Here is a 26588-nt window from a genome sequence, read left to right as displayed (position 1 = left end):
TTATATTTTCTTTATCCGCAAGGGCATATTCCCTTGTGGATACTTATATTATATTTAAATTTTATAGGAGATGATAATATGAAGAAAAAACGTAAATCTAATAAGGGATTTTGGCTTTTTGTTGGTCCCTCTTTATTAGCACTAACTATGGTAGTAATAATCCCATTCTTAATAGGAATATTTTATACATTTACTAATTGGAATGGTGCCAATCCTAATTATGATTTTATAGGTTTCTCTAACTATAGTAATCTGTTTAAGGATTCTCAGTTTATTTATTCCTTCAAAATTACAATAGTTTACACTATCGCAAGTGTTGTCTCTATAAATTTAATAGGATTTGGATTAGCTTATTTTGTTACTAGAAACTTAAAAACTAAAAATTTTCTTAGAACTGGATTTTTTATGCCAAATCTAATTGGTGGGCTTATTTTAGGATTTATATGGCAATTTTTATTTAACTCAGTATTTACCTCTATAGGTGCTAAATTAGAAATAAACCTATTATCTACCTCCCTATTACAAGAAAAAAATACTGCTATACTAGCTATGCTTATAGTTGCAGCTTGGCAATATGCTGGTTATATAATGGTTATTTATGTAGCAGCCCTTGAAAATGTTCCTACTGATTTAATTGAAGCAAGTCATATTGATGGTGCTAATGGAGTACAAGCTTTTAAACATATAACTCTTCCAATGGTTGCTCCATCAATTACTATATGCTTATTTTTAACTCTTGCTAATTCTTTTAAACTTTTTGATTTGAACTTTTCTTTGACTCCTTTAAAAACGACAGAAATGTTATCTTTAAATATATATAAAGAAGCCTTTGTATCTAATAATATGGGACTTGGGCAAGCTAAAGCAATAATATTCTTTATATTTGTTACAGCAATTTCTTTAACTCAAGTTTATTTCACAAAGAAAAGGGAGGTTGAATTGTAATGAGAATAAAAAAACATAGTAAATTAAAAACATTAAATAGTTATAATCATAAATTAAAATTTTTAGAATTTTCAGGTTGGATACTCCTTATTATTTATATGATTCCTTTTTATCTTATGTTTATAAATTCCTTTAAAACTAGAAGAGAAATATTTGCAAACACTATGGGATTCCCCCATGAATGGAATTTTAGTAATTATACTTCTGCAATTGAAAGAATGAATATGGGTAGTGCATTTATTAATTCACTAATAATAACTACTATAAGTATAATACTAATAGTTTTATTTTCTTCAATGGCTTCTTGGACTTTAGCTAGAAGCAAAACTAAAGCTAGTAAAGTTATATTTTATTTATTTGTTTCTGCAATGATAATTCCATTCCAAGCTGTAATGCTACCGTTAGTTAAATGGATGGGTATAATAAGTATAGATTCCATTAATTTCAATATGCTTGGAACACATTATGGACTTATTTTTATGTATCTAGGATTTGGGTCAAGTATGAGCATATTTTTATATCATGGCTTTATAAATAACATCCCTTTAGAAGTTGAAGAGGCTGCTATAATAGATGGCTGTAATAGATGGCAATTATATCATAAGATAGTATTCCCTCTTTTAAAGCCAATTACAGTAACTGTTATGGTTCTAAATGGTATATGGATATGGAATGATTTTTTGCTACCATTTCTTACTATAAACGGAAAAATAAATACTATTCCTCTTGCCATGAACAATTTCTTTGGTGCTTTTTCTAAACAATGGGAACTTGCTATGGCAGCTTTAATTTTAGCAGTAATTCCAATTATTATTTTCTACTTCTTTGTTCAAAAATATATAATTAAAGGAATAGTACAAGGATCAATTAAATAACTAAATTTTATTCCTATAGCAGATATTATAGTTTATAATCAAGTGTGTACTATAAAAACTGTAAAGGAGATTTTATGAAAGACGTTTTTACTTATTATATTATTTTTATTAATTTAATTTCTTTTTTAACCATTTATATTGATAAGAAAAAAGCAATAAAGAAAAAATGGCGAATAAAAGAATCCACATTAATTTTTCTTTCAATAATTGGCGGAAGTTTAGGTACTTATATAAGTATGTATACTTTCAAACATAAAATTAGACATTTAAAATTTAATCTAGGTATCCCTATAATAATACTCTTTCAACTTTCCATATACTTCTTATTAAAAAAATAGAATGGTACTTCTTACTATCCATTCTATTTTTTAAATTATATTAATTTATTTTTAATTTAATCAATTCTTAAATTTATAAAGTATTTAAATATATATATTTAAAATCGCTTATTTGAATATCCCAATTTTTAAAGTTTATAATATCACTACTTAAATTATTTATTTTTTTTATGATAAAATAATTTATAGGTGTACTATTTTCAAAGCCTAATTCTTCTAGTATTATATGTTCTCTGTTATAAACTGAACAACAAATATTTATAGATTTTATATTTTCCTCAGCAACATCTTTAAATATTTTACATAATAATATCTTATTATATTGTTTATCTACTGAATTTAATTCTACTATTTCTATCTTATCGTTATATTTAGTCATTATAAGTGAAGCTAAGACAACTTTATTTCGGCTTATAACATAATTTTTGTATTCATATATTTTATTTTTCTTAAACATCCATTTTAAATAATTTAAATCTTTATAAACTTTTATTTTGCTATCCTTTTTATTTATTAATAGCGAATAGTCAAAAGTAAAATCATTATCTATATCTATTTTTTGAATATCACACCTATTTATATGATATATATCTTTATCCTTCACCACTAACTTTAAAGTTGGTATTTCATATATATTTTCAAATCCAAACTTCTTAACTAAATTATGATGATTTACTTCATCAGGAAACCCCAATATAAAATCATATTTTTTTCTTTTCAACTCCTCATAGACTTTTATTCCAATTTTAGTAGATAACCCTTTATTTTTAAACTCTGATTTAATAAGTAAAGGCATAGATATTCCTGATCTTATAATTTCATTATTTATCACTATATTTATAGGTATCACTGAATAGCACCCAATAATTTTATCATCTTCTGTTGCTAAGCAAAAAATGAAATCATCTATAGGATTATTTAAATATATCCACGAAAAATATTCTTCACTTATTTCTTTGTTAAAACAAACTTTATATAAGTCTTTTAACTCCTTAATTATTTTATTAAAATTTTGCTTATTTATAAACTCTAATTTCATTATTACACCTACTAATTTCCTTTTACTAAAATATATGAGTTAAAAATTAGTTAGGTTCTATTAAAAATCTAGCATATGAAACTTTTCTTATTTTATTAAATATCTTTTTTATCATATATATTTGAAGTAATAAAATATGATGCTAAAATTAATGTAAATATACAAAGGACAACTAATACTTTTACTACCAATATATCAAAATCTATATTAGGTAAATATTTCATTAATTCTGTTGAAAACACCATTGGAAAAACTGCTAAAAATACAATTGCTATTCTACCCTTCTCAAATCCTAGTATTAATTCGAATGGAATCAATAGAGCCATCATGAAAACACCTATACCCATCATTATATAAACCAATGTCCTTAATGGCCCAATTTCATTTATTGTAACTATATTTAAGGAAATTAAGCCTGTGTATAGAACTGATGATATTATGGTAGCTATCATTGTATTAATAGCTACAAATATATATCTTGATAATATATACTCTTTTGGCTTTACTGGTAAAGAATATATTAAATAATTCACTTTACTTTTTTCCTCATAAAATGCAGTACTATAACATGTAGCCATTATAAAAAGCGCACCACTAAAAGTTATCATTTGGGGATTTACAGCACCTAAAAATATTCCCATAAAAATTATTAAAGCCATATATTTCTTTAGTGACAATACTGTTTGAAATTGCAAAAATAATAAATTTAATATTTTTCTCATTTTAGTCCCTCCTAGTATAATAAAGCATAATATCTTCTAAAGTTGGTTTTTCATAAATAACTTCATTTCCAAATATCTCAAAAGCTTCTTTTTTGTTTGATGTTAAACCTTCAAATCCAAACCCATTAGCTTTAATAGAAATAAGATATTTTCTTGTTTCATTATCTAAAAGCTCTTTCTTTCCTTTTATTATAGAGTGCTTTTCTAAAATTTCGTCTTTTTCTCCGTATAATATAACCTTCCCTTTATATATAAATACAATATAATCTGCACATTTCTCTAAATCACTAGTTACATGCGTTGAATAAAATATTGTAAGATTTTCCTTCTCCATCTCTTCTTGTAGTAATTCTAAAAATTCACTTCTTACAATTGGATCTAAGCTAGCTGTCGGCTCATCCATTATTATAATTTTAGGTTTTATAGATAATGCCATTGTTAATTCAAATTGTTTCTTTTGTCCTTTAGATAGTTTTCCATAAACTAAAGTTTCGTTTATATTGAATTTATTAATTAATCTATTATATAAATTTTCATCCCAATTAGTATAAAATCTAGATACAGAAGTCTTTATATTTTTTAATTTACTTTCTTCTAAAAAACCACATACATCACCAACGAAACCTATTGCTTCTTTCACTTTATGATTATCAGAAATATTTTCTCCTAGAACTAATATTTCTCCTTTATCATATTTAATCATATTCATTATAGATTTTATAGTAGTTGTCTTACCTGAACCATTTGGCCCAATAAAGCCTGTTATAAAACCTTCTTTTACTTTTAATTCCTCTATATTTAATTTGAAATTCTTATATTCTTTTTTTAAATTTTTAATTTCAATTGCTTCCACCATTATACCTCCTCGTATAAACTCTTAAATATTTCTAATGCTTCCTCTAACGTTAATCCAATAGCTTTTGCAGAAATTATTGCTTCTTCTAATTTATTTTCAATTTCAAACATAGCTACTTCTTTAAGTCGTTCATTATTTGCCTCTGCTACAAAAGTACCTTTTCCTACAGCAGTTTTAATAAATCCTTCTTTTTCAAGTTCTTCATAAGCTCTTTTAGTAGTAATTATACTTACTTTTAATTCCTTAGCTAATGTTCTTATTGAAGGTAGTGCTTCTCCAGGCTTTAAAGTTAAGTTAATAATTTGAGTCTTTATTTGACTTTCAATTTGTTCATATAAAGGAACTTGTGAGGAATTGCTAATTAATATATTCAAATTCTCACCTCCAAGTGTGCATGTAGTGTGTATATAGTCTATATACATATAATATCTCATATACACTTTGATGTCAATATCTTCTAAAAATTTAAAATAAAAAACTGATTTGCTTAGCAAATCAGTTTTTTATTCTTCCATATTCTTATGACCTTTAATTACTTTTATTTTATATTTATTGAAATACCTAGCTCTTGTAATTGCTTTTCATCTGCTATGTTAGGTGCTTCACTTAAATAACAATAAGCATTTTGATTTTTAGGGAATGCAATAACATCTTTTATATTTTCTGTTCCAGCTAAGAACATTACCATTCTATCAAGTCCAAAAGCTAAACCTCCATGTGGTGGTGGGCCAAATTTAAATGCATCTATTAAGAAACCGAATCTTTCTTGCGCTGATTCTTCTGTAAATCCTAATGCTTTGAACATTCTTTGTTGAAGCTTTGAATCATGTATTCTTATAGATCCTCCACCTAATTCTTCACCATTTAAAACTAAATCATATGCCTTTGATCTTACTTCTCCTGGATTTGTTTCTAACATATTTAAATCCTCATCCATAGGTGATGTAAATGGATGATGCGCTGCATGATATCTTTCTTCTTCTTCATCATATTCAAATAATGGGAATTCTGTAATCCAAGTAAAATTAAATTTATTCTTATCTTTTATTAAGTCAAATTGCTTAGCAAGCTCTAATCTTAATGCTCCTAAACTTTGGAATACCACTGAATTCTTATCAGCAACTATAAATATAGCATCTCCAACTTCTGCTCCCATAGTTTTAACTATTGAGTTTGTAACATCGTCAGTTAAGAACTTAGAAATAGAAGACTTAACTCCATCTTCTTTTAATTGGATCCACGCAAGACCTTTAGCCTTATATGTCTTAACAAATTCACTTAACTTATCTATTGGCTTTCTTCCAAGCTCTGCTCCACCTTTTAAGCAAAGTGCTCTTACTGATCCGCCAACTTCTATTGCTGATTTAAACACTACAAAATCCATATCCTTTACATCTTCTGTAATATCAGTAATTTCCATTCCAAATCTTAAATCTGGTTTATCTGAACCGTATTTTTCCATAGCATCTTTAAATGTCATTCTTTTTATTGGTAACTTAACATCAACTCCTGCTACTTCCTTAAATACATGAGCTATTAAACCTTCATTCATTTTAATAACATCTTCTTGTTCAACAAAACTCATTTCTAAATCAATCTGAGTAAATTCTGGCTGTCTATTTGCTCTTAAATCTTCATCTCTAAAACATTTAACTATTTGATAATATCTATCAAATCCAGAAACCATTAATAGTTGTTTAAAAATTTGTGGTGATTGTGGAAGGGCATAGAACATTCCAGGATAATTTCTAGAAGGTACAAGATAATCTCTAGCTCCTTCTGGTGTACTCTTTGTAAGCATTGGAGTTTCTACTTCTAAGAAGTTGTTTTCATCCAAGTAGTCACGAACTGATTTAGAAATTCTATTTCTAATCATGAATATTCTTTGCATATCTGGTCTTCTAAGATCTAAATATCTATATTTTAATCTTATACTTTCAGCAGCATCTAATCCTTCTTTTATATATATTGGAGGTGTATCTGACTCTGAAAGAATTTTTAGACTCTCACATTTAAGCTCTACTAATCCTGTTGGCATATTATGATTAGGAGCTTCTCTTAAAACTACTTCACCAGTAACTGCTATACAATATTCAGGTCTAACATCTTTAGCTTTTTCAAAAGCCTCAGCATTTATTGCTTCACCAAATACTATTTGCATTATTCCTGTTCTATCTCTAAGGTCAATAAATTGTAGACCTCCTAATTTTCTATTTCTTTGCACCCAACCCATTAATGTGATTTTTTGTGATACGTTATTTTCTCTAACTTCTCCACACATTAGGGTTCTTTTTAAGCCACCTAAAGCTTCACCCATTTTTTCTTCCTCCTAACTATTTTACAAGTTTTGCTATTTCTTCTATATTATCTAAACTCACTTCAAATTGCTCACCATCACTCATTCTTTTAAGCTTTAGTGTCTTATTTTGAAGCTCGTCATCACCTAAAATTGTAGTAAAGGCTGAACCTATCTTATTTGCATATTTCATTTCTGCCTTTATACTTCTTCCCATATGATTTATTTCTGTCTTTATACCAATAGCTCTAAGTTTATTAGCTAATACAAAAGCACTTGTCTTAGCTGCTTCCCCTCTAGCACCTATATAAAGATCAACTAATCCTTCATTTGGAATTTCTATACCTTCTTTTTCTAAAGTCATTATAAGTCTTTCTAAACCTAATCCAAATCCTACAGCTGGCATTTCTGGTCCACCAATTTCTTCTATAAGCTTATCGTATCTTCCGCCGCCACAAACTGTAAAATCATCATTTAATATTTCAAATATAGTCTTTGTATAATAATCTAATCCTCTAACTATACCTGGATCTACTTTATATTGTATTTTTAAAGCATCTAAATAATTTTTAACTTCAGTAAAGTGAGAATCACACTCTTCACATATATAATCTAATATAATTGGAGCATGCTTAGTTATTTCATTACAACTTTTTTCTTTGCAATCAAGAATTCTCATTGGATTTTTTTCAAATCTAGTTTTACAAATTCCACAAAGATTATCATAATTTTCTTCAAGATATCTTTTAAGTGCTTCATTATATTTAGGTCTACATTTAGGACATCCTAAGTTGTTTATATTTAAACTTAAACTTTTAAGCCCTAATTTTTTTAATGATTCCATAGCTAATGAAATTACTTCAGCATCAATTGAAGCTTCTTTTGAACCAAAAACTTCAACTCCATATTGATGGAATTGTCTAAGTCTTCCTTTTTGAACATTTTCATATCTGAAACAAGGTATTATGTAGTATAACTTTGTTGGCTGAGCTTCATTAAATAATCTATTTTCTATGAAAGCTCTTACTGTTGGTGCTGTACCTTCTGGTTTTAAAGTAATACTTCTATCACCTTTATCATTGAAAGTATACATTTCTTTTTGCACTATATCAGTTGTTTCTCCAACACCTCTTAAAAATAATTCTGTATGTTCAAACATTGGGGTTCTTATTTCTCTTACCCCATATGATTTTGAAACATCTCTTAAAACCCCCTCTACATAATGCCATTTATATGCATCTTGAGGTAGCATATCCTTCGTACCCTTAGGTGCTTGGATTTCCATAAAATATCTCCTCCTATTTAAGGTAAAGTTCATCTAAAAGTTTTATCTTTTCCTCTACCATTTCCTTAATTCTACTTGTGTACTCTCTAATATCTTTAACATTTCCAAATCTTTCAATTCTATTTTCTTCTAGAAAGACTACTTTTGATACGGCATCTGCCCCTAAAGCTATTATGGTTTGCTTATCTTCTATCATTTGTATGTTATATAAGCATTCTTTGCCTTCTTTAGAATAGCCTAAATTCTCCATATTGCCAACCATATTTTTTTGTCTATACATATAATACGGCTCTATATTTAAACTTTTAGCTAACTTTCTACTTATTTCATACATTGATGAAAGTTCATCTTGCTTCTTTATTTGTATACCTTTCTTTAAAATGAAATTTTCATAAAGAATAGATGCTCTTTTTAAAGATAATCCATGGACAGTTAAACTATCTGGTCTTAGTTTTAAGATTTCATTTGCAGTATATTCTGCTTCTTTTATCCCTTCACCAGGTAATCCTATTATCATATCCATATTTATATCATCAAAGCCTAAATTTCTAGCTAAATTAAATTTATCTATAACATCTTTTGATGTATGTCCTCTACCAATCATTTTTAATGTGTCATCATTCATTGTTTGAGGATTAATACTTATTCTAGTAGTGTTATATTTTTTCATAATTTGAAGCTTTTCTAAAGTTATACTATCTGGTCTTCCACATTCTACAGTAAACTCAAGTATGTCTTTATCTAATACGAAAGCATTATAAATTTCTTTCATAATATCTTCAAACTCTTCATTATTTACTGCTGTTGGAGTCCCCCCGCCAAAATAAACACTTTCTATTTTTAGATTTCTCTCATTAACATACTTTTTCATTTCTCTTATTTCGTATGCTAACGCTTCTAAATAAGGATTAACTAATTTTTTATTACTACCTATAGGATTAGCTGTAAATGAACAATAAAAACATCTTGTTGGACAAAATGCCATTCCAATATAAATTGCAATACTCTTTTCATCTTTATTCACAAGCTCCTGTTCCTTTTTAGCTACTTTTATGCAAAGCTTAGCTTTTTCTTCAGAAGCTAAATGTTTCTTTGCAAATAAATCTATTATTTCGTCTTCACTTTTTCCTTCTTCTAAATACTTTAAAGCTATTTTGGAAGGTCTTATTCCTACAAGTATTCCCCACGGATAATAATCGCACGTTATTTCTTTTAATGAAGAGAAAATTAATCTCTTAATATCTTCTTTTATATTTTCTGAAACTTTATATTCTCTATAAAATTCATTAAATGAAAATGATATTTTATCTTCTTCTATATTTATTATATAGTTACCATCTTCTTCAAACTTAATTTCGTCAAGTGCATAATATATATTAAACATTTGATATACGTCATATCTATACTTTAAATTATTTAACTTAATCTTTAATTCCATTTATTCTCCTCTTATGCTAGGAAGGGATTTCTCATCCTTTCAAATATAATAGTAGATTTTGGTCCATGTCCTGGGTAAACTTCTACGTCATTATCAAGTACCATAAGCTTAGTTTCTATACTTTCTATAAGCTCATTATAACTGCCACCTAAGAAGTCTGTTCTACCTATTGAACCATTGAATAAAGTGTCTCCAGTAAATACTTTATTCTCTACTAAGTAGCAAGTTCCACCTTTTGTGTGTCCTGGTGTGAATAGTGCTTTAAATGCTAATTCTCCAACTTTTATTTCATCACCTTCATTTATATATTTATATATCTTTGGTAATCTACCAAAAATCCCTGAAGAATCCATCTCCATATACTCTTCGTCTGCTTTATTAAGATAAACATCTACTTTATATTTATCTTTTAATTCTTCTACAGCTCCATTGTGATCAAAATGACAATGAGTTAAAAGAATAACTCCTATTTCAACTCCTAAAGTTTCAATTTCTTTAATTAAATAACTTGCTTCTGCACCTGGGTCTATTACGGCTGCTTTATTTGTTTTTTCATCTATAACTAAATAACAATTTGTTTGCAATGATCCAAGCGGATATGTTTTTACTATCATAGTTATCCTCCTTTTAAAAGTTCTTCTTGCTATCTAACATCAAAGTCACAGGTCCATCATTTTGAATATCTACTTTCATATGGGCACCAAATTCACCAGTTTCAACTTTCAAATTTGATTCTCTTAATAATTCAACAAACCTTTTATATAAAACTTTTGCTTTTTCTCCACCTTCTGCTTCCATGAAATTGGGTCTTCTACCTTTTCTACAATCCCCATAAAGGGTAAATTGAGAAATTACTAAAATTTCACCTTTTACATCCAAAAGTGATAAGTTCATTTTATCAGCTTCATCTTCAAATATTCTTAAGTTAATTACTTTTTCTTTAATATATAGTAAATCCTCTTCAGTATCTTCCTTGGATATACCTATTAGTATATTAAGTCCCTTATTAATTGACCCAATTATCTTTTCATCAACTATAACTTTAGATGATGCTACTCTCTGAACCACTGCTCTCATATACTTACCTCTCTAGTTATTCATTCTATATACATCCATTACACCTTTTAGTCTTCTTATTTTTCTCATAAGCTCTTTTAGCTGCTCAATAGAATCTATTTTTACCTTTATATTTATTACAGCTATATTCCCTTTTGATGATTTTGCATTTAATGCATTAAGAGGTAATTTAGCTTCAGTTATTATTGTCATTATATCTGATAATATACCTATTCTATCTTCTGCTCTAACTTGCATTTCAGCTACATATGCAGTTCCTTTTGAAGCTCCCCATGAAACTTCTACAACTTTTCCATCATCATAGTCTATTAATGCTTTTAAGTTACTACAATCAGTTCTATGAACTGAAATACCTCTTCCTTTTGTTATATATCCAAGTATCTCATCTCCTGGAACAGGGTTACAGCACTTTGCAAATCTAACCATAAGGTTATTTACACCCTTAACTGTTACTCCATAATCATTTGAAGTTGATTTTCTGTTATTGTTTGATTTCTCAGCCTTAGTTATATGATCATCAATTGATTTATTTACAGTTTCTATACTTTGCTTTTCAACTATATTTTCTTCTTTTAATTTAGATATATAAGATGATGCTGCGATTTGACCTACTCCTATTGCAGCATATAAGTCTTCCATGCTATGAATATTATATCTTTTAACTAATTTATCATATGCTTCTCCTTTTGCAATTTCCGAATAAATTACTCCTTGTTTCTTTAGTTCTTTTTCAAAGATTTCTTTTCCTTTATCTATATTTTCTTCCTTTTTAATTTTCTTAAACCATTGTCTTATTTTACTTTTAGCCTGATTACTCTTTGCCATGCTTAACCAATCCATATTAGGACCTTTAGCATTTTTAGATGTTAATACTTCTACAATTTCACCAGTTTTTAAGCTATAATCAAGTGGTACTATTTTTCCGTTGACTTTTGCCCCAACACATCTATTTCCTATATCTGTATGTATTCTATAAGCAAAATCTATTGGAGTTGCTTTACTTGGTAGATTTATTACAACTCCCTTAGGGGTAAATACAAATATTTCATCTGTAAATAAATCTATCTTAAATCCTTCTATAAATTCTTCAGCATCGGAAGTTTCTTTTTGCCATTCAAGCATATCTCTAAGCCAAGCAAGTTTATTTTCAAAGGACTTTTCTTTATCTTCCTGCGTATCCCCTTCCTTGTATTTCCAATGCGCTGCTATACCATATTCCGCAGTTTTATGCATCTCAAAGGTTCTAATTTGTATTTCAAAAGTTTTACCTTGAGGTCCTATCACGGTAGTATGTAGTGATTGATACATATTAGGTTTAGGCATGGCTATATAGTCTTTAAACCTTCCTGGAATAGGTTTATATATTGTATGAACTATCCCAAGTACTCCATAACAATCTTTAACTGTGTTTACTAAAATTCTTATTGCTGTTAAATCAAATATTTGTTCTATACTTTTATTTTTATTAACCATTTTTTTATATATACTATAAAAATGTTTTGGCCTTCCGTCTATATCAGAATCTATTTCAGATTCCTCTAATTTATTATGTAAATCTTCTATTATTTCCGAAATATAAGTTTCTCTTTCTACTCTTTTTTCTGCTATTTGCTTTACTAAATCATAATATTCTTCTTCATGTAGATATCTAAAAGCTAAATCTTCAAGTTCCCACTTAATCTTGGATATACCTAACCTATGAGCAAGTGGAGCGTAAATATCTAAAGTTTCTTTTGCCTTTTGTTTTTGTTTTTCCTTTGGCATGTATTTTAAAGTTCTAAGGTTATGTAGTCTGTCAGCTAGCTTTATAATTATTACCCTAATATCTTTTGCCATAGCTAAAAGCATTTTTCTAACATTATCAGCTTGCTGCTCTTCTTTTGTCTTATATTCTATTTTACCAAGCTTTGTAACTCCTTGAACCAAGTATGCAATTTCTTCATTAAAAATATTTTTTATATCATCATATGTATAATCCGTATCTTCTATAACGTCATGCAAGAGCCCTGCTACTATTGTACTTGTATCCATACCCATCTCAGCTAATATTTCAGCTACATCTATAGGATGAGTTATATACGGCTCACCTGATTCTCTTTTTTGGTTTTTATGAGCATCACATGCTAAATCATGTGCTTTTTTTACTATGTCTGTATCTATGTTATTACAATTTTCATTTATTTTTTGTAATAGGCTTTCATACATATGGGTAATCTCCTTCGATTAAGTCTAAAATAATTGGCTGGTTTTAACAACCAGCCATTTTCTTTTATTATATAATATTTAATTTCATATTTCAACAATATTAGAACTCATAATCAACTAATGACATAACTTCATATTTTTCAAGTTTATCTCTTCCTCTTAAACCTGTAAGTTCAATAGCAAAATCTAAACATATTACTTCTCCACCAGCCATTTCTACAAGTTTTGCTACTGCATCAATAGTACCACCTGTAGCTAACAAATCATCAACTATAGCAACTCTTTGTCCTTTTTTTATAGCATCTTTGTGTATTTGTAATGTATCACTACCATATTCTAAATCATAAGTTATTGATACTGTTTCTCCTGGTAATTTCCCTGGTTTTCTTACTGGAACAAATCCTATCCCCATAGCATATGCAACAGGTACTCCATAAATAAATCCTCTTGCTTCTGGTCCAACTATTAAATCGATATTCTTATCTTTTAAATGCTCCACCATTTTATCAATTGAGTACTTTAATGCCTCGCCATCTCCAATAACAGTTGTTATATCTTTAAAGCTTATTCCTTCCTTTGGGAAATTTTCAATTACTCTTATTCTTTCTTTTAGATCCATGATAAATCCTCCATTACTAAAATTATAAACTATACAAATATTATACTACAGTATTTATTAAATTAATTATATAGTTATCCTAGATTTATTTAAATATTTAGTTATTTGTTCTGCTCTATCTTTTTTATTGGTGGTTAAAAGTTCTATAATTATACGTGCATTATCCATCATTCTAACTACATTTATTGTAGGAGTAATAACTTCTATTATTTTTAATATGCACTCCTCATCCATTTCCACTATATTATAGTGATCCATAACCGCTCTTAATCCATAATTATTAGTATTAATTAAAAATTTTCTACCTTCTTTTAAAATCACACCATTTTCACCTTTTAAGGGTACTTCTGCCCATTGTTCGCCTATAAGTATTAAATCTAAATACTTATTTATACTTTTTATGTTATAGTATATTGCAATTGCTTGCATCAATTTAAAGGTCAAACCACTAATAGATAAATTTTTATACCTATACTGGCAACCTTTTTGATTTGGATTTATGTATATGTAATTTCTTTCAACGTTAACTTCTTTATTTTCCAAAACTATCAAATCTATCCCAAGATCCCTACAAAGCTTTTCTTCCTTTTCTGAGCTTAAATCTATACCTAATGTTATTAAAAGCTGCCCTCCTAGAAAACTGACATTATCAATTATATCTTCTGAGGTAATTCCTAAACTAGAATCTTCGTCATGAATTATATATTCTATATCTGCATTTAAATATTTTAATACTAAACTTAAAGATGCTATAGCACATAATCCATCTACATTAGGTATTCCATAAATAACTATCTTCTTTCTATTATTTATAGCCTCTACCATATGCTCAATAGCTTTATTCATATTTTTAAGTATAAAGGGATTATATCCAGTAATATAATTTGGACTATAAATACTCTCCCAAAACTTACGCATTATAAACTCCTCCATAAAACTTAAGAAAACACATATATTATAATGTAAAATCTCCAATATTACAAATGTTTTCTAAGAAAAAAATAATAAACCTCCAAAATATTTCGGAGGTTTAACTTTTTGTTATCTTTATAAAGATTAAGCTATTTCCGCTTTACTTTTTTTAACTTTCTTGTCTTTTAACATAACCCATACTGGTGAAGCTATAAATATAGAAGAATAGGCGCCTGCAGCTATTCCTATAATTAATGGGAATGAAAATTCTCTAACTGTTGGTACAAAAATATTTACAGCTATTATTGTTATTAAAGTAGTCAATGTTGTATTTATTGATCTAGACATAGTTTGAGTTATACTTTTATTAGCTACTTCTGTAGATGACACCCTTCTCATATTCTTTAAGTTTTCTCTAATTCTATCAAATATTACTATAGTATCATTTATAGAATATCCTACAATCGTTAATATTGCTGCAATAAATGGTGTATTAACTGGTATATCAAATATAGCATAAACACTAATTGTTATTAATACATCATGTAACAATGCTATTACTGAAGCTATTCCATAATTCATTTCAAATCTAAATGCTATGTACACAAGCATAGCCACACAAGCAACCAGTAAAGCAACTATAGAATTTTTAGTAAGCTCTTTTCCTACAGAAGCTCCTATTTCATCTTGTGATATTAAGGCACTATCTTCTAAAGTATATTTTTCTTGCAGTGCTTTAAAAACTTCTGAGACTTTAGTACTATCTAAATCTTTTGCCTTTATTTCATATTGTGTATTATCAATTTCATTAGTTACTGCATCTGGAACTATATCTTTAACTATTTCATCTGCTTCTGGCTTATTAAAATTTTCTCCTAATTCAACTACAACATTAGTTCCGCCTCTAAAATCTATACCAAAGTTAAGCCCTCTTACAATAATAAATCCTAATCCTACAACTATAATTATTGTAGATAAGGTGAACCAAAGCTTAGTTTTTTCTATAACTTTAAGCATTTTCAGCCCCCCTCTTTACTCTAAATTGTCCTAGACTTTTTAAAAGCCCCATATCAACAGCTAAATTTATTAATATTTTTGTTACTATTAGCGCTGTAAATAAACTTAAAATTATTCCTATCATAAGTGTTACAGCAAACCCTTTTACTGCTCCTGAGCCTATAAAATATAATATAAGTGCTGCAATAAATGTTGTTGAATTTGAGTCTACAATTGATGACATTGCATTTTCAAAACCTTTTTTTATTGCACTTTTAATTGGAATACCAATTGAAAGTTCTTCTCTAATTCTTTCAAAAATTAGTACATTAGCATCTACAGCCATTCCTATAGTTAATAAAAATGCTGCAATTCCTGGCAACGTCAATGCCGCCTTCATTTCCACAAATACTATAAGTACTAAAGTTATATATAACGTTAATGCTATACTTGCAAATAATCCAGGTAATCTATAATATAAAATCATAAAAATAAACACTAAGGATATTCCTATTACTCCAGCCTTAACCGCATTAGGAAGCGCTTCTGCTCCTAACTGTGCACCTACATTTTTAACTGATACAGCCTTAACTGTAACTGGTAAAGCTCCTGAGCTTATTATCCCTGATAGCTTAGTTGCTTCTTCCATTGATGACATACCATTAATCACAGCTTTTCCATCTGTAATTGCATTTTGAACTACTGGTTGTGAAACTACTTCATCATCCATTGATATACTTATAGTTTTTCCTATATTATTAGCCGTTGCTTCCGCAAACTTTGTTTGCCCTTCCTCATTAAGCTCTAATGATACTACTGGACTTGATGTACTATCTAGTACAGCTGTTGCTTCCTTAACGTCTTTTCCTGTTAAAACAATATTTCCTTCGGAGTCTTTAAATTCTAAGTTACCAGTTTTACTTAATCCATCAACTATTTCACTTGAATTATATGCTCCTGGTATATCCACCCTTATTCTTTTTTCTCCTTCTTCTGTAACAACTGTTTCTGATACTCCAATTTTATTAACTCTTAATTCTAATAATTGCTTAGTTCTTTGACGAACATCTGATGGCACATCGTCTTCTTGTATTTCCATCAGGACTGAAACTCCACCTTGAAGATCTAAACCTTTAGTTATAGCTTCACCAATGGACTTAATCTCCCACCCTGCTATTTTAAACCCTTTAAAACCTGTAAATGCTAATGAGAAAATAGCAATGACACAGAGTATAAACAATATTGAACTTTTACTCTTACTTTTGCTTCTCGCTTTCATGTTCTTCCCCCTCTGGTACGTTTTCATTTAAATTATATTACTTATGTTAAGTAATATCAACTACTTTTTAAGAATCTTGTATATTATTACCAATACAAGACCTTGTTTTTATAATATTTTTAATTTTAACTTATTTTATGATTAATTAAATTCATTATACATAAATTACAAGTGGCTTTATTCAATTGATAATTAAGTTTTATTAGTTTTATATTAGTAAATCTTATTAAAAATTAATAAAGAAAAATGAAAAAATAAAAGAATTAAAAAACATCAACTCTTTCACTTTTTCACTTTTCATTACTTTGATTCATAAAATCTCATTTATAGATTTACTCCAAGCATTCCTGACAGTAATCCTATAAAAACACATAAAGTAAATTTAATAAAGTCATACATTCCTAATGTTGGTTCTGCACCGAATATAATTCCTATTATATATAGAGCTATGTAAAAAATACATCCTACTGCTAAACCAACTACCCATCCTTTATTCCCATGGGCTTTTACTGCAACTATAGAACCTACTACTAAAGCTAAGCACGATATGACTACATAAATTACATTAAATATACCTTCTCTTAATGTAATTCTATTCATAAATAGAGAAAATATAGCTGTTACCAAGAATGTAATCATAAGTGCCCAAATAACTCCCTTTAGCACATTTTTAAAATAATTTGTCCAATCCATAAAAATTTCACCCCCTACTACTCATTTTATGAGGTATTAGGGGGCTTTATTCTTATTCTGTTTCTTTATTTATTTTTGTTGCTATACCATTTTTTGTTACTTTTAATTTAGTTCTTTCAGCACTAGTTTCTAAAATAACATAGTTTTCTTCAACTATTATTATTTTTCCCATAATTCCACCTCTAGTTACTATTTCATCATTTTTTTCTAGAGATGATATCATTTCATTATATTTTTTATTTCTCTTTTTCTCTGGCAATATTAATAAAAAATACATAATACCAAACATTAATGCGAAAGGCAATACAATTGATAATATTTGCATACAGTCCTCATTCCCTTCATAAAATAACTATTAATTCATAATAAAAACTATATATCATTTATATTCTACTGTCAATTATGTTAACATACATTTAATTATTTATGCTTTTCCATTCCATTCTTTTAATTTTTCATCTTTAAATTCCTTAAAGTATCCTCCATCAATTGCAGATCTAATATCTTCCATAAGTTTATTATAGAAATAAAGATTATGTAGAACACAAAGTCGCATAGCAAGCATTTCTTTAGCCTTAAATAGATGTCTTATATAAGCCCTCGTATAACTTCTACAAGCAGGACATTGACAGCCTTCATCTATTGGTCTTGTATCTAATTCAAATTTTGCGTTCATTAAGTTTATTTTACCTTCTTTTGTAAAAACATGACCATGTCTACCATTTCTTGCCGGAAGAACACAATCAAAGAAATCTACGCCTCTGTCGACAGCTTCTAATATATTACTTGGAGTTCCAACTCCCATTAAGTATATAGGCTTATCCTCTGGTAAGTATGGTACAACAGCATCTATTATTCTATACATTTCTTCATGTGTTTCTCCAACAGCCAAACCGCCTATTGCATATCCATCTAAATCCATTTTTGTTATAGTCTTTGCATGTTCAATTCTTATATCCTCGTAACATCCACCTTGATTGATTCCAAATAACATCTGTTCTTTGTTTATAGTTTCCGGAAGTGAATTTAATCTATCCATTTCCTTTTTACATCTTTCAAGCCATCTTGTTGTTCTTGCTACTGATTTTTCTACATAGTCTCTTGTAGATGGGTTTGGAATACACTCATCAAAAGCCATAGCTATAGTTGAAGCTAAATTACTTTGAATTTGCATTGATTCTTCTGGTCCCATAAATATCTTTTTACCATCTATATGTGATGAGAAATACACTCCTTCTTCTTTTATCTTTCTCATTCCTGATAGTGAAAAGACTTGAAAACCACCTGAATCTGTAAGTATTGGTCTATCCCAATTCATAAAATTATGTAATCCTCCAAGACTTGCTACAACCTTATCAGATGGTCTTAAATGTAAATGATATGTATTAGATAGCTCTACTTGACATCCTATTTCTTTTAAATCCATTGTTGATACAGCACCTTTTATAACCGCTAAAGTACCAACGTTCATAAATACAGGAGTCTCTATAGTTCCATGAGGAGTTTCAAATCTTCCTCTTCTTGCTTCCCCATCCTTTTTTAGTAAAGTATATCTTTTCTTACTCAAAATTTCACTTCCTCTTTTCGTTTACTCTTTTATTAACATAGAATCTCCAAAGGAGAAAAATCTATAATTTTCTTTAACAGCCTCATTATATGCATTCATAACATTTTCCTTACCTGCTAAAGCTGAAACTAACATTATTAAAGTAGATTCAGGTAAATGAAAATTAGTTATTAACTCATCAATAACTTTATATTTATATCCCGGATAGATAAAAATATCTGTCCAGCCACTTTGCTCTCTTACAAAACCATTTTCATCTCCAATTGTTTCTAAGGTTCTTGTAGAAGTAGTTCCTACAGCTATTATCTTATTCCCATTTTTTTTAGTTTTGTTTATAATATCTGCATTTTCTCTATCTAACACGTAGTATTCTGAATGCATTATATGTTCATTTATATCTTCTACTTTTACAGGTCTAAATGTTCCAAGTCCAACATGAAGAGTTAAGTAAGCAATATTAACCCCTTTAGCTCTAATTTGTTGTAATAATTCTTCTGTAAAATGTAATCCTGCTGTTGGTGCTGCTGCTGATCCTTTTTCTTTTGAATATACTGTTTGATATCTTTCTTTGTCTTGAAGTTTTTCTGTAATATATGGTGGTAATGGCATTTCTCCTAATTCGTCAAGCACTTGTTCAAAAATACCGTCATAAGAAAATTCTATTATTCTATTTCCTTCCTCCACAATATCAACTACAGTACAAGTTAATTTACCTTCACCAAAAGTAAATTTTTGACCAATTTTTGCTCTTTTACCGGGCTTAGCTAAGCATTCCCATTTATCTCCTTGAATTCTTTTTAGCAATAAAAACTCTATCTTGCCACCAGTTTCTTCTTTTTCACCTATCAATCTTGCAGGCATAACTCTTGTATTATTTAAAACTAAAGTATCTCCTTCATTTAAATACTCTATTACATCATGAAAATATTTGTGCTTTATAACTCCAGTCTTTTTATCTAAAATCATTAACCTAGAAGAATCTCTCTTTTCTAATGGATGTTGTGCAATTAATTCTTCTGGTAAATAAAAATCAAAATCACTTACCTTCATTTTTCTTCTCCCAATCTATTTTATCTATGAATTAAATTATCTTTAAAATAACTTTTGTTGTTCTCCAGTTACTTTTCTTATCTTCTTGCTTCTTCCTAAATGCTCGTATGCTTTTTCTGTCGCAACTCTACCTCTTGAAGTTCTTACTATGAACCCTGTTTGCAATAAATATGGTTCATAAACATCTTCTATAGTTCCAAGCTCTTCTCCTATAAAATACGAAAGTGTTTCTATACCTACAGGACCTCCATTAAAATTATCTATTATTGCTTCTAAAATTTTATTATCAACTCTATCAAAGCCCTTATCATCTACTTCTAACAGTTCAAGCGCTGCCTTTGCTTCTTTATAACTTATAAGAGAATCTGAATAGACCTCTGCATAATCCCTGACTCTTTTTAATAATCTATTGGCTATTCTTGGAGTTCCTCTAGACCTTCTGGCAAGCTCATATGCTCCTTCTTCTGTTATATCACATTTCAATACGAAAGCAGATCTAATTATAATTTCTCTAAGTTGTTCTTCTGTATAGTATTGCATATCACATAGAACCCCAAATCTATCTCTTAGTGGAGCTGTTAACATACCTATTCTTGTAGTTGCTCCTATTAAAGTAAATTTAGGCAAATCTAATCTTATAGATTTTGCTGCCGCTCCTTTTCCTATGACAATATCAAGAACATAATCCTCCATAGCCGGATAAAGTATTTCTTCTACATTTCTATTTAATCTATGAATTTCATCTATAAATAAAACATCATTATCCTTAAGAGTAGTTAATATTGCAGCTAAATCTCCGGCTCTTTCTATCGCTGGACCTGAAGTTATCTTAAGTTCTCCATTCATTTCTTTTGCTATTATATTAGCTAGTGTAGTTTTCCCAAGTCCTGGTGGACCATAAAGCAATACATGATCTAAAGCTTCACTTCTATTTTGGGCTGCTTTTATGAATATACTTAACCTTTCCTTTACTTTATCTTGACCTATATACTCATCTAAACTTTGAGGTCTTAAACTTAAAGCATTACCATCTTCAAAGATTTCTTGTGGTGTTATTATTCTTTCCATAGCTCACCTCTATCCCATAAGAACCTTTAAACAATTTTTTATTATGTTTTCTAATGTATCTGTTCTGTCAACTTTTTTAATCGAAGCTTCTGCTTCTTTTTCTGAATAACCAAGAGCTAAAAGCGCTCCTAATGCCTCTGCTATATTACTTGCATTGGTTGGAACTAAATCTTCAAACTCTCCTGAATCTTGAATTCCACTAATCATTTCTTCTTTCTTTATTTTATCTTTAAGCTCTAGTATAATTCTTGCCGCCGTCTTCTTCCCGATTCCAGGTGCTCTACAAAGATGCTTTTCATCTCCCATCATTATTGCATATTTCAAGTTGTTTATTCTACTGATAGATAATAATGATAACGCTGCTTTTGAACCAACTCCATTTATAGAAAGAAGTAACTTAAACATTTCAAGTTCTTCCCTAGAATTAAATCCATATAATCCAATAAAATCTTCTCTTACTATTTGCTCAATATAAAGTTTAGCTTCATCGTCAACTTTAGGCATAGATGACATAGTTGCTCCTGATGTAAATATTTTGTATCCGATTCCATTATTTTCAATAATAATATAATCTTTATATATCCCTTTATATATCCCTACTATGTATTCATACATACAACCAACCCCTCCAATGCCATTTTTCTTAAAGTGTAATAATTATATTTTAACCTATATTACACTTTAACATTATCTAAAAAATAATTCAACTTATTCAATTTATTGATTAAAGTAATTAACAATATAAAATATAAGTAATACTAATTTTATCAGATATATAAAAGAGTTATCTAAAATGAATTTTAGATAACTCTTTTATATATTAATCTTTTTAAATACTAATGAATAATACCAATAAATTTATTAATTTTTATATATTTATTTTATTACCTACTCTCTCCAATAAAAAATAATGCAATTGTCCCAGGCCCTGAATGTGAACCTACTGCTGGACCTACATTATTTATAATAACTTCTTTAACCTGTACTTCATCTAAAATTAAATCCTTTAAATGTTCAGCTTCACTTAAACAATCTCCATGGCTTATAAATATTGTTTGTTCTTCTGGCTTTATAATTCGCTCTTTCAAACTTTCTTGCAAACCCTTAATTGATTTTTTCCTTCCCTTTACTTTAGATACAGGTATTAATCTTCCTTCATCATCTACATGTAATATAGGCTTTATATTTAACATAGTTCCTACTATAGCAGCAGTACTAGATACCCTTCCACCTCTTTTTAAATGATTTAAATCATCTACTGTGAACCAATGGTTAACTTTTAATTTATTATCTTCTATCCAAGCTACTACCTCGTCTTTACTTGCTCCATTTTTAAGCATACTAGCTGCATAGTAAACTACCAGCCCTAACCCCATAGATGCACATTTTGTATCTATTATAGTTATATCCGCTGAAGAAATTTCTCCTTCAACATTTTCTTTCGCTATTCTTGCACTATTTACACATCCACTTAATGCTGATGAAAAACCTATATAAATTATTGAATAGCCTTGGTTAGAATATTTCTCAAAAACCTCTGTAAATTCATATGCATTAACCTGCGATGTTGAAGGCATTTCTCCTTCTCTTATCATATCATAAAACGCTTTATACTCTATACTCTGCCCCAAATCATCTTTAATTTCCTTACCTTTTATGTTAACTCTAAGTGGCATTACTTCTATATTGTTTTCTTTCACAAAATCTATAGGTAAATCACAACAAGAATCTGTTAAAATAACTGTCTTCATAGTCATCTCCTCCAAACATATTTTATAGTTTTTAATATGCGTCTATTATACATCTATATATAAATTTTTTCCATTAACTTAATAAAGATTTAAAAATATATAAACTTATATAATAAATATATACATTATTTATCAATTTAATTCCTCTTCTTTACCTTGTCTTGAAATATTTAATAATATTCCAATTGCTGATAAATTAAAAACTAAGGATGTTCCACCATAACTTATAAGTGGCATTGGAACACCTGTTACAGGCATAGATCCAGTTACAACTGCAATATTTATTATAGCTTGTATAGAAATTACTGAAATTATTCCAATAGCAAGTAGATACCCATAATTGTCTCTTGCTTTAACTGCTATAGATGTCCCCTTTATTGCTATAAATATAAAAAGACAAATTATAAATATACATCCAATAAGCCCCAATTCTTCACCTATAATAGCAAATATAAAGTCATTATGTGGTTCAGGCATAAAAAGAGCTTTCTGCCTTGAATTTCCAAGTCCTACACCAAATAATCCACCTGAACCAAGAGCATAAAGAGATTGTATAAGTTGATAGCTATCTCCTGATGTATCTGCCCATGGATTTAAAAAGCTTGTAAGTCTTTTTAGCCTATAGCTTTCTATAAAAATCAATCCCATTCCTGCTGCTAATCCCATTGGAATAAGTGAAAGTAAATGACTTATTTTAGCTCCACCTGCTAATATCATAACAAATGCAACCATCATAACTATAGCAGTTATACTTAGGTTTTTTTCAAGTAATATTAGTAATGCAAAAACTCCTGCTATAGCTAAATAAAATATTGTTCCTTCTGCAAATTTCTTGATTTTTCCTTTTCTTTGATCTATTAATAATGCTAAATAAAGAACAACTACATATTTTGCTAGCTCAGATGGTTGAAAAGATAACGGTCCAAGTCTTATCCATCTAACAGCTCCATTTATATCTGCACCAGCAAATAAAACCACTACTAATAATCCTAATGTAATTAATACTATCCAAGGTGTCCATCTCTTATATATGTGATAATCTATGGACATTGTAACAAGCATTCCTATTATACCTACTACAGACCATGTTATTTCTTTAAAAAAATAAAAATCTGAATTATATACATCTTTTTGGTATAAAGCATAGTATGAACTTGATGAATATACCATAATTATTCCTATAACTAGCAAGACTAATATAGCACATAACAAACTATAATCAATATTTTTCATTTTTATTTTTTTTCTTCTTGAAGTTGACCGGCTTCTACTTCTCCCTTTTATACTTAACGCTCTTACTTTATCCATCTTATCTCCTACTATCTTATTATTTCAAATCTAATTTTACTTTTGTTCCTTTTTCAATTAGTTTTCCAGCAATAACATCTTGACTTTCTACTACTCCACTTCCATTGGTTTTATATGTTATTTCCAAACTATTTAAAATATTAGTTGCTTCTTCCAAAGTTTTACCTTTTAAATCTGGCATTATAAGCTTATCAATATCATTTTTATAATCATCTACATTCAAACTTATAACAGCATTTTCTTCAACTAATGAGCCTGGATATGGTTCCATATTAGTTACTTTTGAAGTATCTTTACCTATATCAATATTTAATTTACTATTTTCTAATATCTTTTTAGCTTCATTAACTGATTTCCCTCTTAGTTCAGGTACTACTACTTTATTCTTATATGAATATCTTTCAGTATAAACTTGAGAATCCATATAAGTAAATATTTCAGATAATAATGATTTTAATATTGGAGTTGTTACTGGGCCACCATAATAATTTCCTGCACTTGGATCTTCAACTTTTATAAATATAGTTACTTGTGGATTTTCCACAGGATATAGAGCAACTACAGAGGCTATATATTTATCTGCTGAGTATCCTCCTAATATAGGATCAACTTTTTGAGCTGTTCCTGTCTTTCCTCCAACTCTTCTATCTTTTCCCATAAAGGCCCCTATTTCCTGACCTTGATTTATAGTTCTTTCTAAATAATCTCTTAATGTTGCTGTTGTTGCTTCTGAAATTATACTTTTTTCTATAATTGGATTAAATTGTTCATCTATAACTTTTGTTCCATTGCTAGCTTCATGAGATATCTCTTTCATCATATGAGGTTGAATTAAGGTTCCTCCATTTGCTATTGCATTAAATGCTCTCATAAGTTGAATGCTGCTTACAGTATTAGTTTGTCCAAAAGATATAGTTGCTAAATCCATTTCACTCATATCACTTACTGATTTTATTATTCCCTCTGATTCCCCTGGAAGATCAATTTTAGTTAATTTACCAAATTCAAATTTATCTATATACTCTCTTAGTTTTGCACTACCTAATCTAGATCCTAATTCCATAAATCCTACATTACAGGAATTCTGTAATATTTGAGGAAGAGTTTGAGTCCCGTGTCCAGCTGTATTCCAGCATTTTATAGTTGTTGAACCAAACTTCACCCCTCCATCACAATAAAATGTATCATTTTCATGTGCAACTCCTTCTTCTATTGCAGCTGCCATAGTAATATTTTTAAATGTTGATCCTGGTTCAAAATTATTGCTTATAGCACTATTTCTAAACATATTTTGAAGTTTTTCAAAATCATTTTCTCCATCAAACTTTTCATATTCTTCATATGGATTATTAGGATTAAAATCTGGCTTATTTACCATAGCTAAAATTTCACCATTATTTGGATTCATAACTATTATTGAAACTTCTTTAGCTTTATTATCTTCAAATCCCTTTTCAGCAGCTTTTTCTGCCATTAATTGGATATTTTCATCTATAGTCAATGTAACATCATTACCGTTAACAGGGCTCGCATATTTTATAGTCTGGAACGGTAATTCTTTTAGCGAACCATCTACTTCTGCTATTTTATATCCTGCTAAACCTTTTAGCTGAGCGTTATACTCAAGCTCTACCCCATTTAACCCAACATTATCAGAATTTACACCACCTAATACATGGGCTAAGAAGTTATTATTTGGATAGTATCTTTTGGGATTTATTGAAATAATAACCCCATATATATCTAAAGCCTTAATTTTATCAGCAACTTCTTTTTCAATTCCAGTAATAAGAGTACTAGTTTTTACTTCAATGCCTTCTTCATTAATTGGATTTAACTTTTTATTTACCTCATCTATCGTTAATCCTGAAGCAGTAGCTAGACTTTCCACAACTTTATCTTTTGCAATTTCTTCATCTGTTATATATGTATCTATTGCTTTTAAATCTAAATCTACTCTATATACATCTATTGAAGTTGCTAGTATTGACCCACTTCTATCTTTTATATCTCCCCTATCTGCTTCTACAGTTACTTGAGAGTTCCATTGACCTTGAGCCATATGCTTATATTCTTTATTTTTATATATCATAATATAAGTTAACCGTCCTATTAAAGCTAAAAATATTATACAGATAATTATGCTGCTATATAATGCCCTTTCTCTTGAATAAATACCTTTAGTTTTACTATTTCTTCTTTTAGTAGTTTTGTCTCTATTGCTCATCTTCTTCTCCCATACAACTATTTAAATATTTTATTGATAGGT

General features: G+C 28.7%; 26 protein-coding genes. 3 read left to right on the top strand and 23 right to left on the bottom strand.

Translation table 11 applies throughout. The annotated features are described in order from the left end of the window. Positions 1–78: 78 nt before the first annotated feature. The 3 genes from ABDZ60_RS16545 (at position 79) to ABDZ60_RS16535 (ending at position 2158) form a co-directional block, all read left to right on the top strand. Positions 79–945, top strand: a complete 867-nt coding sequence (locus ABDZ60_RS16545; protein ID WP_343779640.1) for a carbohydrate ABC transporter permease — start codon at positions 79–81, stop codon at positions 943–945. Then, complete coding sequence (locus ABDZ60_RS16540) at positions 945–1820, top strand: carbohydrate ABC transporter permease (RefSeq protein ID WP_343779638.1); 876 nt, start codon at positions 945–947, stop codon at positions 1818–1820. Before ABDZ60_RS16545 ends, ABDZ60_RS16540 begins: the two co-directional genes overlap by 1 nt. A gap of 74 nt (positions 1821–1894) precedes the next feature. Beyond that, positions 1895–2158, top strand: coding sequence for a DUF1294 domain-containing protein (locus ABDZ60_RS16535; protein WP_047000834.1), 264 nt, complete (start codon positions 1895–1897; stop codon positions 2156–2158). 73 nt (positions 2159–2231) lie between these two features. On the opposite strand, the gene ABDZ60_RS16530 is transcribed toward ABDZ60_RS16535, so the two are convergent. The 23 genes from ABDZ60_RS16530 to ABDZ60_RS16420 all read right to left on the bottom strand — a co-directional run bounded on the left by ABDZ60_RS16530 (position 2232) and on the right by ABDZ60_RS16420 (position 26546). Further along, complete coding sequence (locus ABDZ60_RS16530; protein WP_343779636.1) at positions 2232–3197, bottom strand: GNAT family N-acetyltransferase; 966 nt, start codon at positions 3195–3197, stop codon at positions 2232–2234. Between the two features lie 95 nt (positions 3198–3292). Then, complete coding sequence (locus ABDZ60_RS16525; RefSeq protein ID WP_343779634.1) at positions 3293–3919, bottom strand: ABC-2 transporter permease; 627 nt, start codon at positions 3917–3919, stop codon at positions 3293–3295. A gap of 1 nt (position 3920) precedes the next feature. Next, positions 3921–4772, bottom strand: coding sequence for an ABC transporter ATP-binding protein (locus ABDZ60_RS16520; RefSeq protein ID WP_343779815.1), 852 nt, complete (start codon positions 4770–4772; stop codon positions 3921–3923). 2 nt (positions 4773–4774) lie between these two features. Next, positions 4775–5149 (bottom strand): GntR family transcriptional regulator, encoded by a 375-nt coding sequence (locus ABDZ60_RS16515; RefSeq protein WP_343779632.1) that lies wholly within the window; start codon positions 5147–5149, stop codon positions 4775–4777. Positions 5150–5313: 164 nt separating this feature from the next. Next, positions 5314–7092 carry an aspartate--tRNA ligase gene (gene aspS, locus ABDZ60_RS16510; RefSeq protein WP_343779630.1) on the bottom strand — a complete coding sequence of 593 codons (1779 nt, stop codon included), beginning with the start codon at positions 7090–7092 and terminating at the stop codon, positions 5314–5316. 16 nt (positions 7093–7108) lie between these two features. After that, a complete protein-coding gene (gene hisS, locus ABDZ60_RS16505) occupies positions 7109–8356 on the bottom strand; it encodes a histidine--tRNA ligase (RefSeq protein WP_047000829.1) in 1248 nt (415 codons plus the stop codon). Positions 8357–8369: 13 nt separating this feature from the next. Then, positions 8370–9794, bottom strand: coding sequence for a coproporphyrinogen III oxidase (locus ABDZ60_RS16500; RefSeq protein WP_343779628.1), 1425 nt, complete (start codon positions 9792–9794; stop codon positions 8370–8372). Positions 9795–9805: 11 nt separating this feature from the next. Continuing rightward, positions 9806–10408 carry an MBL fold metallo-hydrolase gene (locus tag ABDZ60_RS16495; RefSeq protein ID WP_016208397.1) on the bottom strand — a complete coding sequence of 201 codons (603 nt, stop codon included), beginning with the start codon at positions 10406–10408 and terminating at the stop codon, positions 9806–9808. Between the two features lie 13 nt (positions 10409–10421). Next, positions 10422–10871 (bottom strand): D-aminoacyl-tRNA deacylase, encoded by a 450-nt coding sequence (gene dtd / locus ABDZ60_RS16490; RefSeq protein WP_016208398.1) that lies wholly within the window; start codon positions 10869–10871, stop codon positions 10422–10424. A gap of 12 nt (positions 10872–10883) precedes the next feature. Next, complete coding sequence (locus ABDZ60_RS16485; protein ID WP_016208399.1) at positions 10884–13076, bottom strand: RelA/SpoT family protein; 2193 nt, start codon at positions 13074–13076, stop codon at positions 10884–10886. Positions 13077–13176: 100 nt separating this feature from the next. Then, on the bottom strand, positions 13177–13695 hold the full coding sequence (locus tag ABDZ60_RS16480) for an adenine phosphoribosyltransferase (protein WP_016208400.1): 519 nt from the start codon (positions 13693–13695) through the stop codon (positions 13177–13179). A 66-nt stretch (positions 13696–13761) separates the two neighbouring features. Next, a complete protein-coding gene (locus ABDZ60_RS16475) occupies positions 13762–14613 on the bottom strand; it encodes a DHH family phosphoesterase (protein WP_016208401.1) in 852 nt (283 codons plus the stop codon). A gap of 138 nt (positions 14614–14751) precedes the next feature. Then, entirely contained in the window at positions 14752–15624 is an 873-nt protein-coding gene (secF, locus tag ABDZ60_RS16470) for a protein translocase subunit SecF (RefSeq protein ID WP_016208402.1), read from the bottom strand. Then, complete coding sequence (gene secD / locus ABDZ60_RS16465; protein ID WP_047000826.1) at positions 15617–16882, bottom strand: protein translocase subunit SecD; 1266 nt, start codon at positions 16880–16882, stop codon at positions 15617–15619. The genes secF and secD overlap by 8 nt, the downstream gene beginning before the upstream one ends. Before the next feature lie 324 nt (positions 16883–17206). Continuing rightward, positions 17207–17575, bottom strand: a complete 369-nt coding sequence (locus ABDZ60_RS16460) for a TIGR04086 family membrane protein (protein WP_047000825.1) — start codon at positions 17573–17575, stop codon at positions 17207–17209. Between the two features lie 52 nt (positions 17576–17627). After that, a complete protein-coding gene (gene yajC / locus ABDZ60_RS16455; protein ID WP_047000824.1) occupies positions 17628–17900 on the bottom strand; it encodes a preprotein translocase subunit YajC in 273 nt (90 codons plus the stop codon). Positions 17901–17999: 99 nt separating this feature from the next. Continuing rightward, complete coding sequence (tgt, locus tag ABDZ60_RS16450; RefSeq protein WP_047000823.1) at positions 18000–19142, bottom strand: tRNA guanosine(34) transglycosylase Tgt; 1143 nt, start codon at positions 19140–19142, stop codon at positions 18000–18002. A gap of 21 nt (positions 19143–19163) precedes the next feature. Continuing rightward, a complete protein-coding gene (gene queA, locus ABDZ60_RS16445) occupies positions 19164–20192 on the bottom strand; it encodes a tRNA preQ1(34) S-adenosylmethionine ribosyltransferase-isomerase QueA (protein ID WP_343779614.1) in 1029 nt (342 codons plus the stop codon). Between the two features lie 42 nt (positions 20193–20234). Then, positions 20235–21260, bottom strand: coding sequence for a Holliday junction branch migration DNA helicase RuvB (ruvB, locus tag ABDZ60_RS16440; RefSeq protein WP_047000821.1), 1026 nt, complete (start codon positions 21258–21260; stop codon positions 20235–20237). A 9-nt stretch (positions 21261–21269) separates the two neighbouring features. Next, on the bottom strand, positions 21270–21875 hold the full coding sequence (gene ruvA, locus ABDZ60_RS16435; RefSeq protein ID WP_047000820.1) for a Holliday junction branch migration protein RuvA: 606 nt from the start codon (positions 21873–21875) through the stop codon (positions 21270–21272). A gap of 269 nt (positions 21876–22144) precedes the next feature. Continuing rightward, positions 22145–23011 carry a DegV family protein gene (locus ABDZ60_RS16430; protein WP_047000819.1) on the bottom strand — a complete coding sequence of 289 codons (867 nt, stop codon included), beginning with the start codon at positions 23009–23011 and terminating at the stop codon, positions 22145–22147. A gap of 132 nt (positions 23012–23143) precedes the next feature. Further along, the gene (spoVE, locus tag ABDZ60_RS16425; protein ID WP_016208411.1) at positions 23144–24319 is read right to left on the bottom strand and encodes a stage V sporulation protein E; all 1176 of its coding nucleotides are present in this window, start codon (positions 24317–24319) and stop codon (positions 23144–23146) included. Positions 24320–24338: 19 nt separating this feature from the next. After that, positions 24339–26546, bottom strand: a complete 2208-nt coding sequence (locus ABDZ60_RS16420; protein ID WP_016208412.1) for a stage V sporulation protein D — start codon at positions 26544–26546, stop codon at positions 24339–24341. Positions 26547–26588: the final 42 nt, after the last annotated feature.

Origin of the sequence: Clostridium sartagoforme (assembly GCF_039521405.1) — a bacterium.
GTDB lineage: Bacteria > Bacillota > Clostridia > Clostridiales > Clostridiaceae > Clostridium > Clostridium sartagoforme.
Note: the sequence above shows the minus strand (reverse complement) of the source record. Positions and strands in the feature narration are given on the sequence as shown.

Coding starts and splice junctions, on each gene's coding strand:
- secF (WP_016208402.1), bottom strand. CDS start 15,624: ATGCTTAAAGTTATAGAAAAAACTAAGCTTTGGTTCACCTTATCTACA.
- ABDZ60_RS16525 (WP_343779634.1), bottom strand. CDS start 3,919: ATGAGAAAAATATTAAATTTATTATTTTTGCAATTTCAAACAGTATTG.
- ABDZ60_RS16475 (WP_016208401.1), bottom strand. CDS start 14,613: ATGCGTAAGTTTTGGGAGAGTATTTATAGTCCAAATTATATTACTGGA.
- ruvB (WP_047000821.1), bottom strand. CDS start 21,260: ATGGAAAGAATAATAACACCACAAGAAATCTTTGAAGATGGTAATGCT.
- ABDZ60_RS16530 (WP_343779636.1), bottom strand. CDS start 3,197: ATGAAATTAGAGTTTATAAATAAGCAAAATTTTAATAAAATAATTAAG.
- queA (WP_343779614.1), bottom strand. CDS start 20,192: ATGAAGGTAAGTGATTTTGATTTTTATTTACCAGAAGAATTAATTGCA.
- ABDZ60_RS16480 (WP_016208400.1), bottom strand. CDS start 13,695: ATGGATCTAAAAGAAAGAATAAGAGTAATTGAAAATTTCCCAAAGGAA.
- ABDZ60_RS16430 (WP_047000819.1), bottom strand. CDS start 23,011: ATGAAGACAGTTATTTTAACAGATTCTTGTTGTGATTTACCTATAGAT.
- dtd (WP_016208398.1), bottom strand. CDS start 10,871: ATGAGAGCAGTGGTTCAGAGAGTAGCATCATCTAAAGTTATAGTTGAT.
- secD (WP_047000826.1), bottom strand. CDS start 16,882: ATGAAAGCGAGAAGCAAAAGTAAGAGTAAAAGTTCAATATTGTTTATA.
- ABDZ60_RS16545 (WP_343779640.1), top strand. CDS start 79: ATGAAGAAAAAACGTAAATCTAATAAGGGATTTTGGCTTTTTGTTGGT.
- ABDZ60_RS16540 (WP_343779638.1), top strand. CDS start 945: ATGAGAATAAAAAAACATAGTAAATTAAAAACATTAAATAGTTATAAT.
- hisS (WP_047000829.1), bottom strand. CDS start 8,356: ATGGAAATCCAAGCACCTAAGGGTACGAAGGATATGCTACCTCAAGAT.
- ABDZ60_RS16420 (WP_016208412.1), bottom strand. CDS start 26,546: ATGAGCAATAGAGACAAAACTACTAAAAGAAGAAATAGTAAAACTAAA.
- ABDZ60_RS16500 (WP_343779628.1), bottom strand. CDS start 9,794: ATGGAATTAAAGATTAAGTTAAATAATTTAAAGTATAGATATGACGTA.
- ABDZ60_RS16485 (WP_016208399.1), bottom strand. CDS start 13,076: ATGTATGAAAGCCTATTACAAAAAATAAATGAAAATTGTAATAACATA.
- ABDZ60_RS16535 (WP_047000834.1), top strand. CDS start 1,895: ATGAAAGACGTTTTTACTTATTATATTATTTTTATTAATTTAATTTCT.
- ruvA (WP_047000820.1), bottom strand. CDS start 21,875: ATGTATGAATACATAGTAGGGATATATAAAGGGATATATAAAGATTAT.
- ABDZ60_RS16460 (WP_047000825.1), bottom strand. CDS start 17,575: ATGGATTGGACAAATTATTTTAAAAATGTGCTAAAGGGAGTTATTTGG.
- spoVE (WP_016208411.1), bottom strand. CDS start 24,319: ATGGATAAAGTAAGAGCGTTAAGTATAAAAGGGAGAAGTAGAAGCCGG.
- ABDZ60_RS16495 (WP_016208397.1), bottom strand. CDS start 10,408: ATGATAGTAAAAACATATCCGCTTGGATCATTGCAAACAAATTGTTAT.
- aspS (WP_343779630.1), bottom strand. CDS start 7,092: ATGGGTGAAGCTTTAGGTGGCTTAAAAAGAACCCTAATGTGTGGAGAA.
- yajC (WP_047000824.1), bottom strand. CDS start 17,900: ATGCAAATATTATCAATTGTATTGCCTTTCGCATTAATGTTTGGTATT.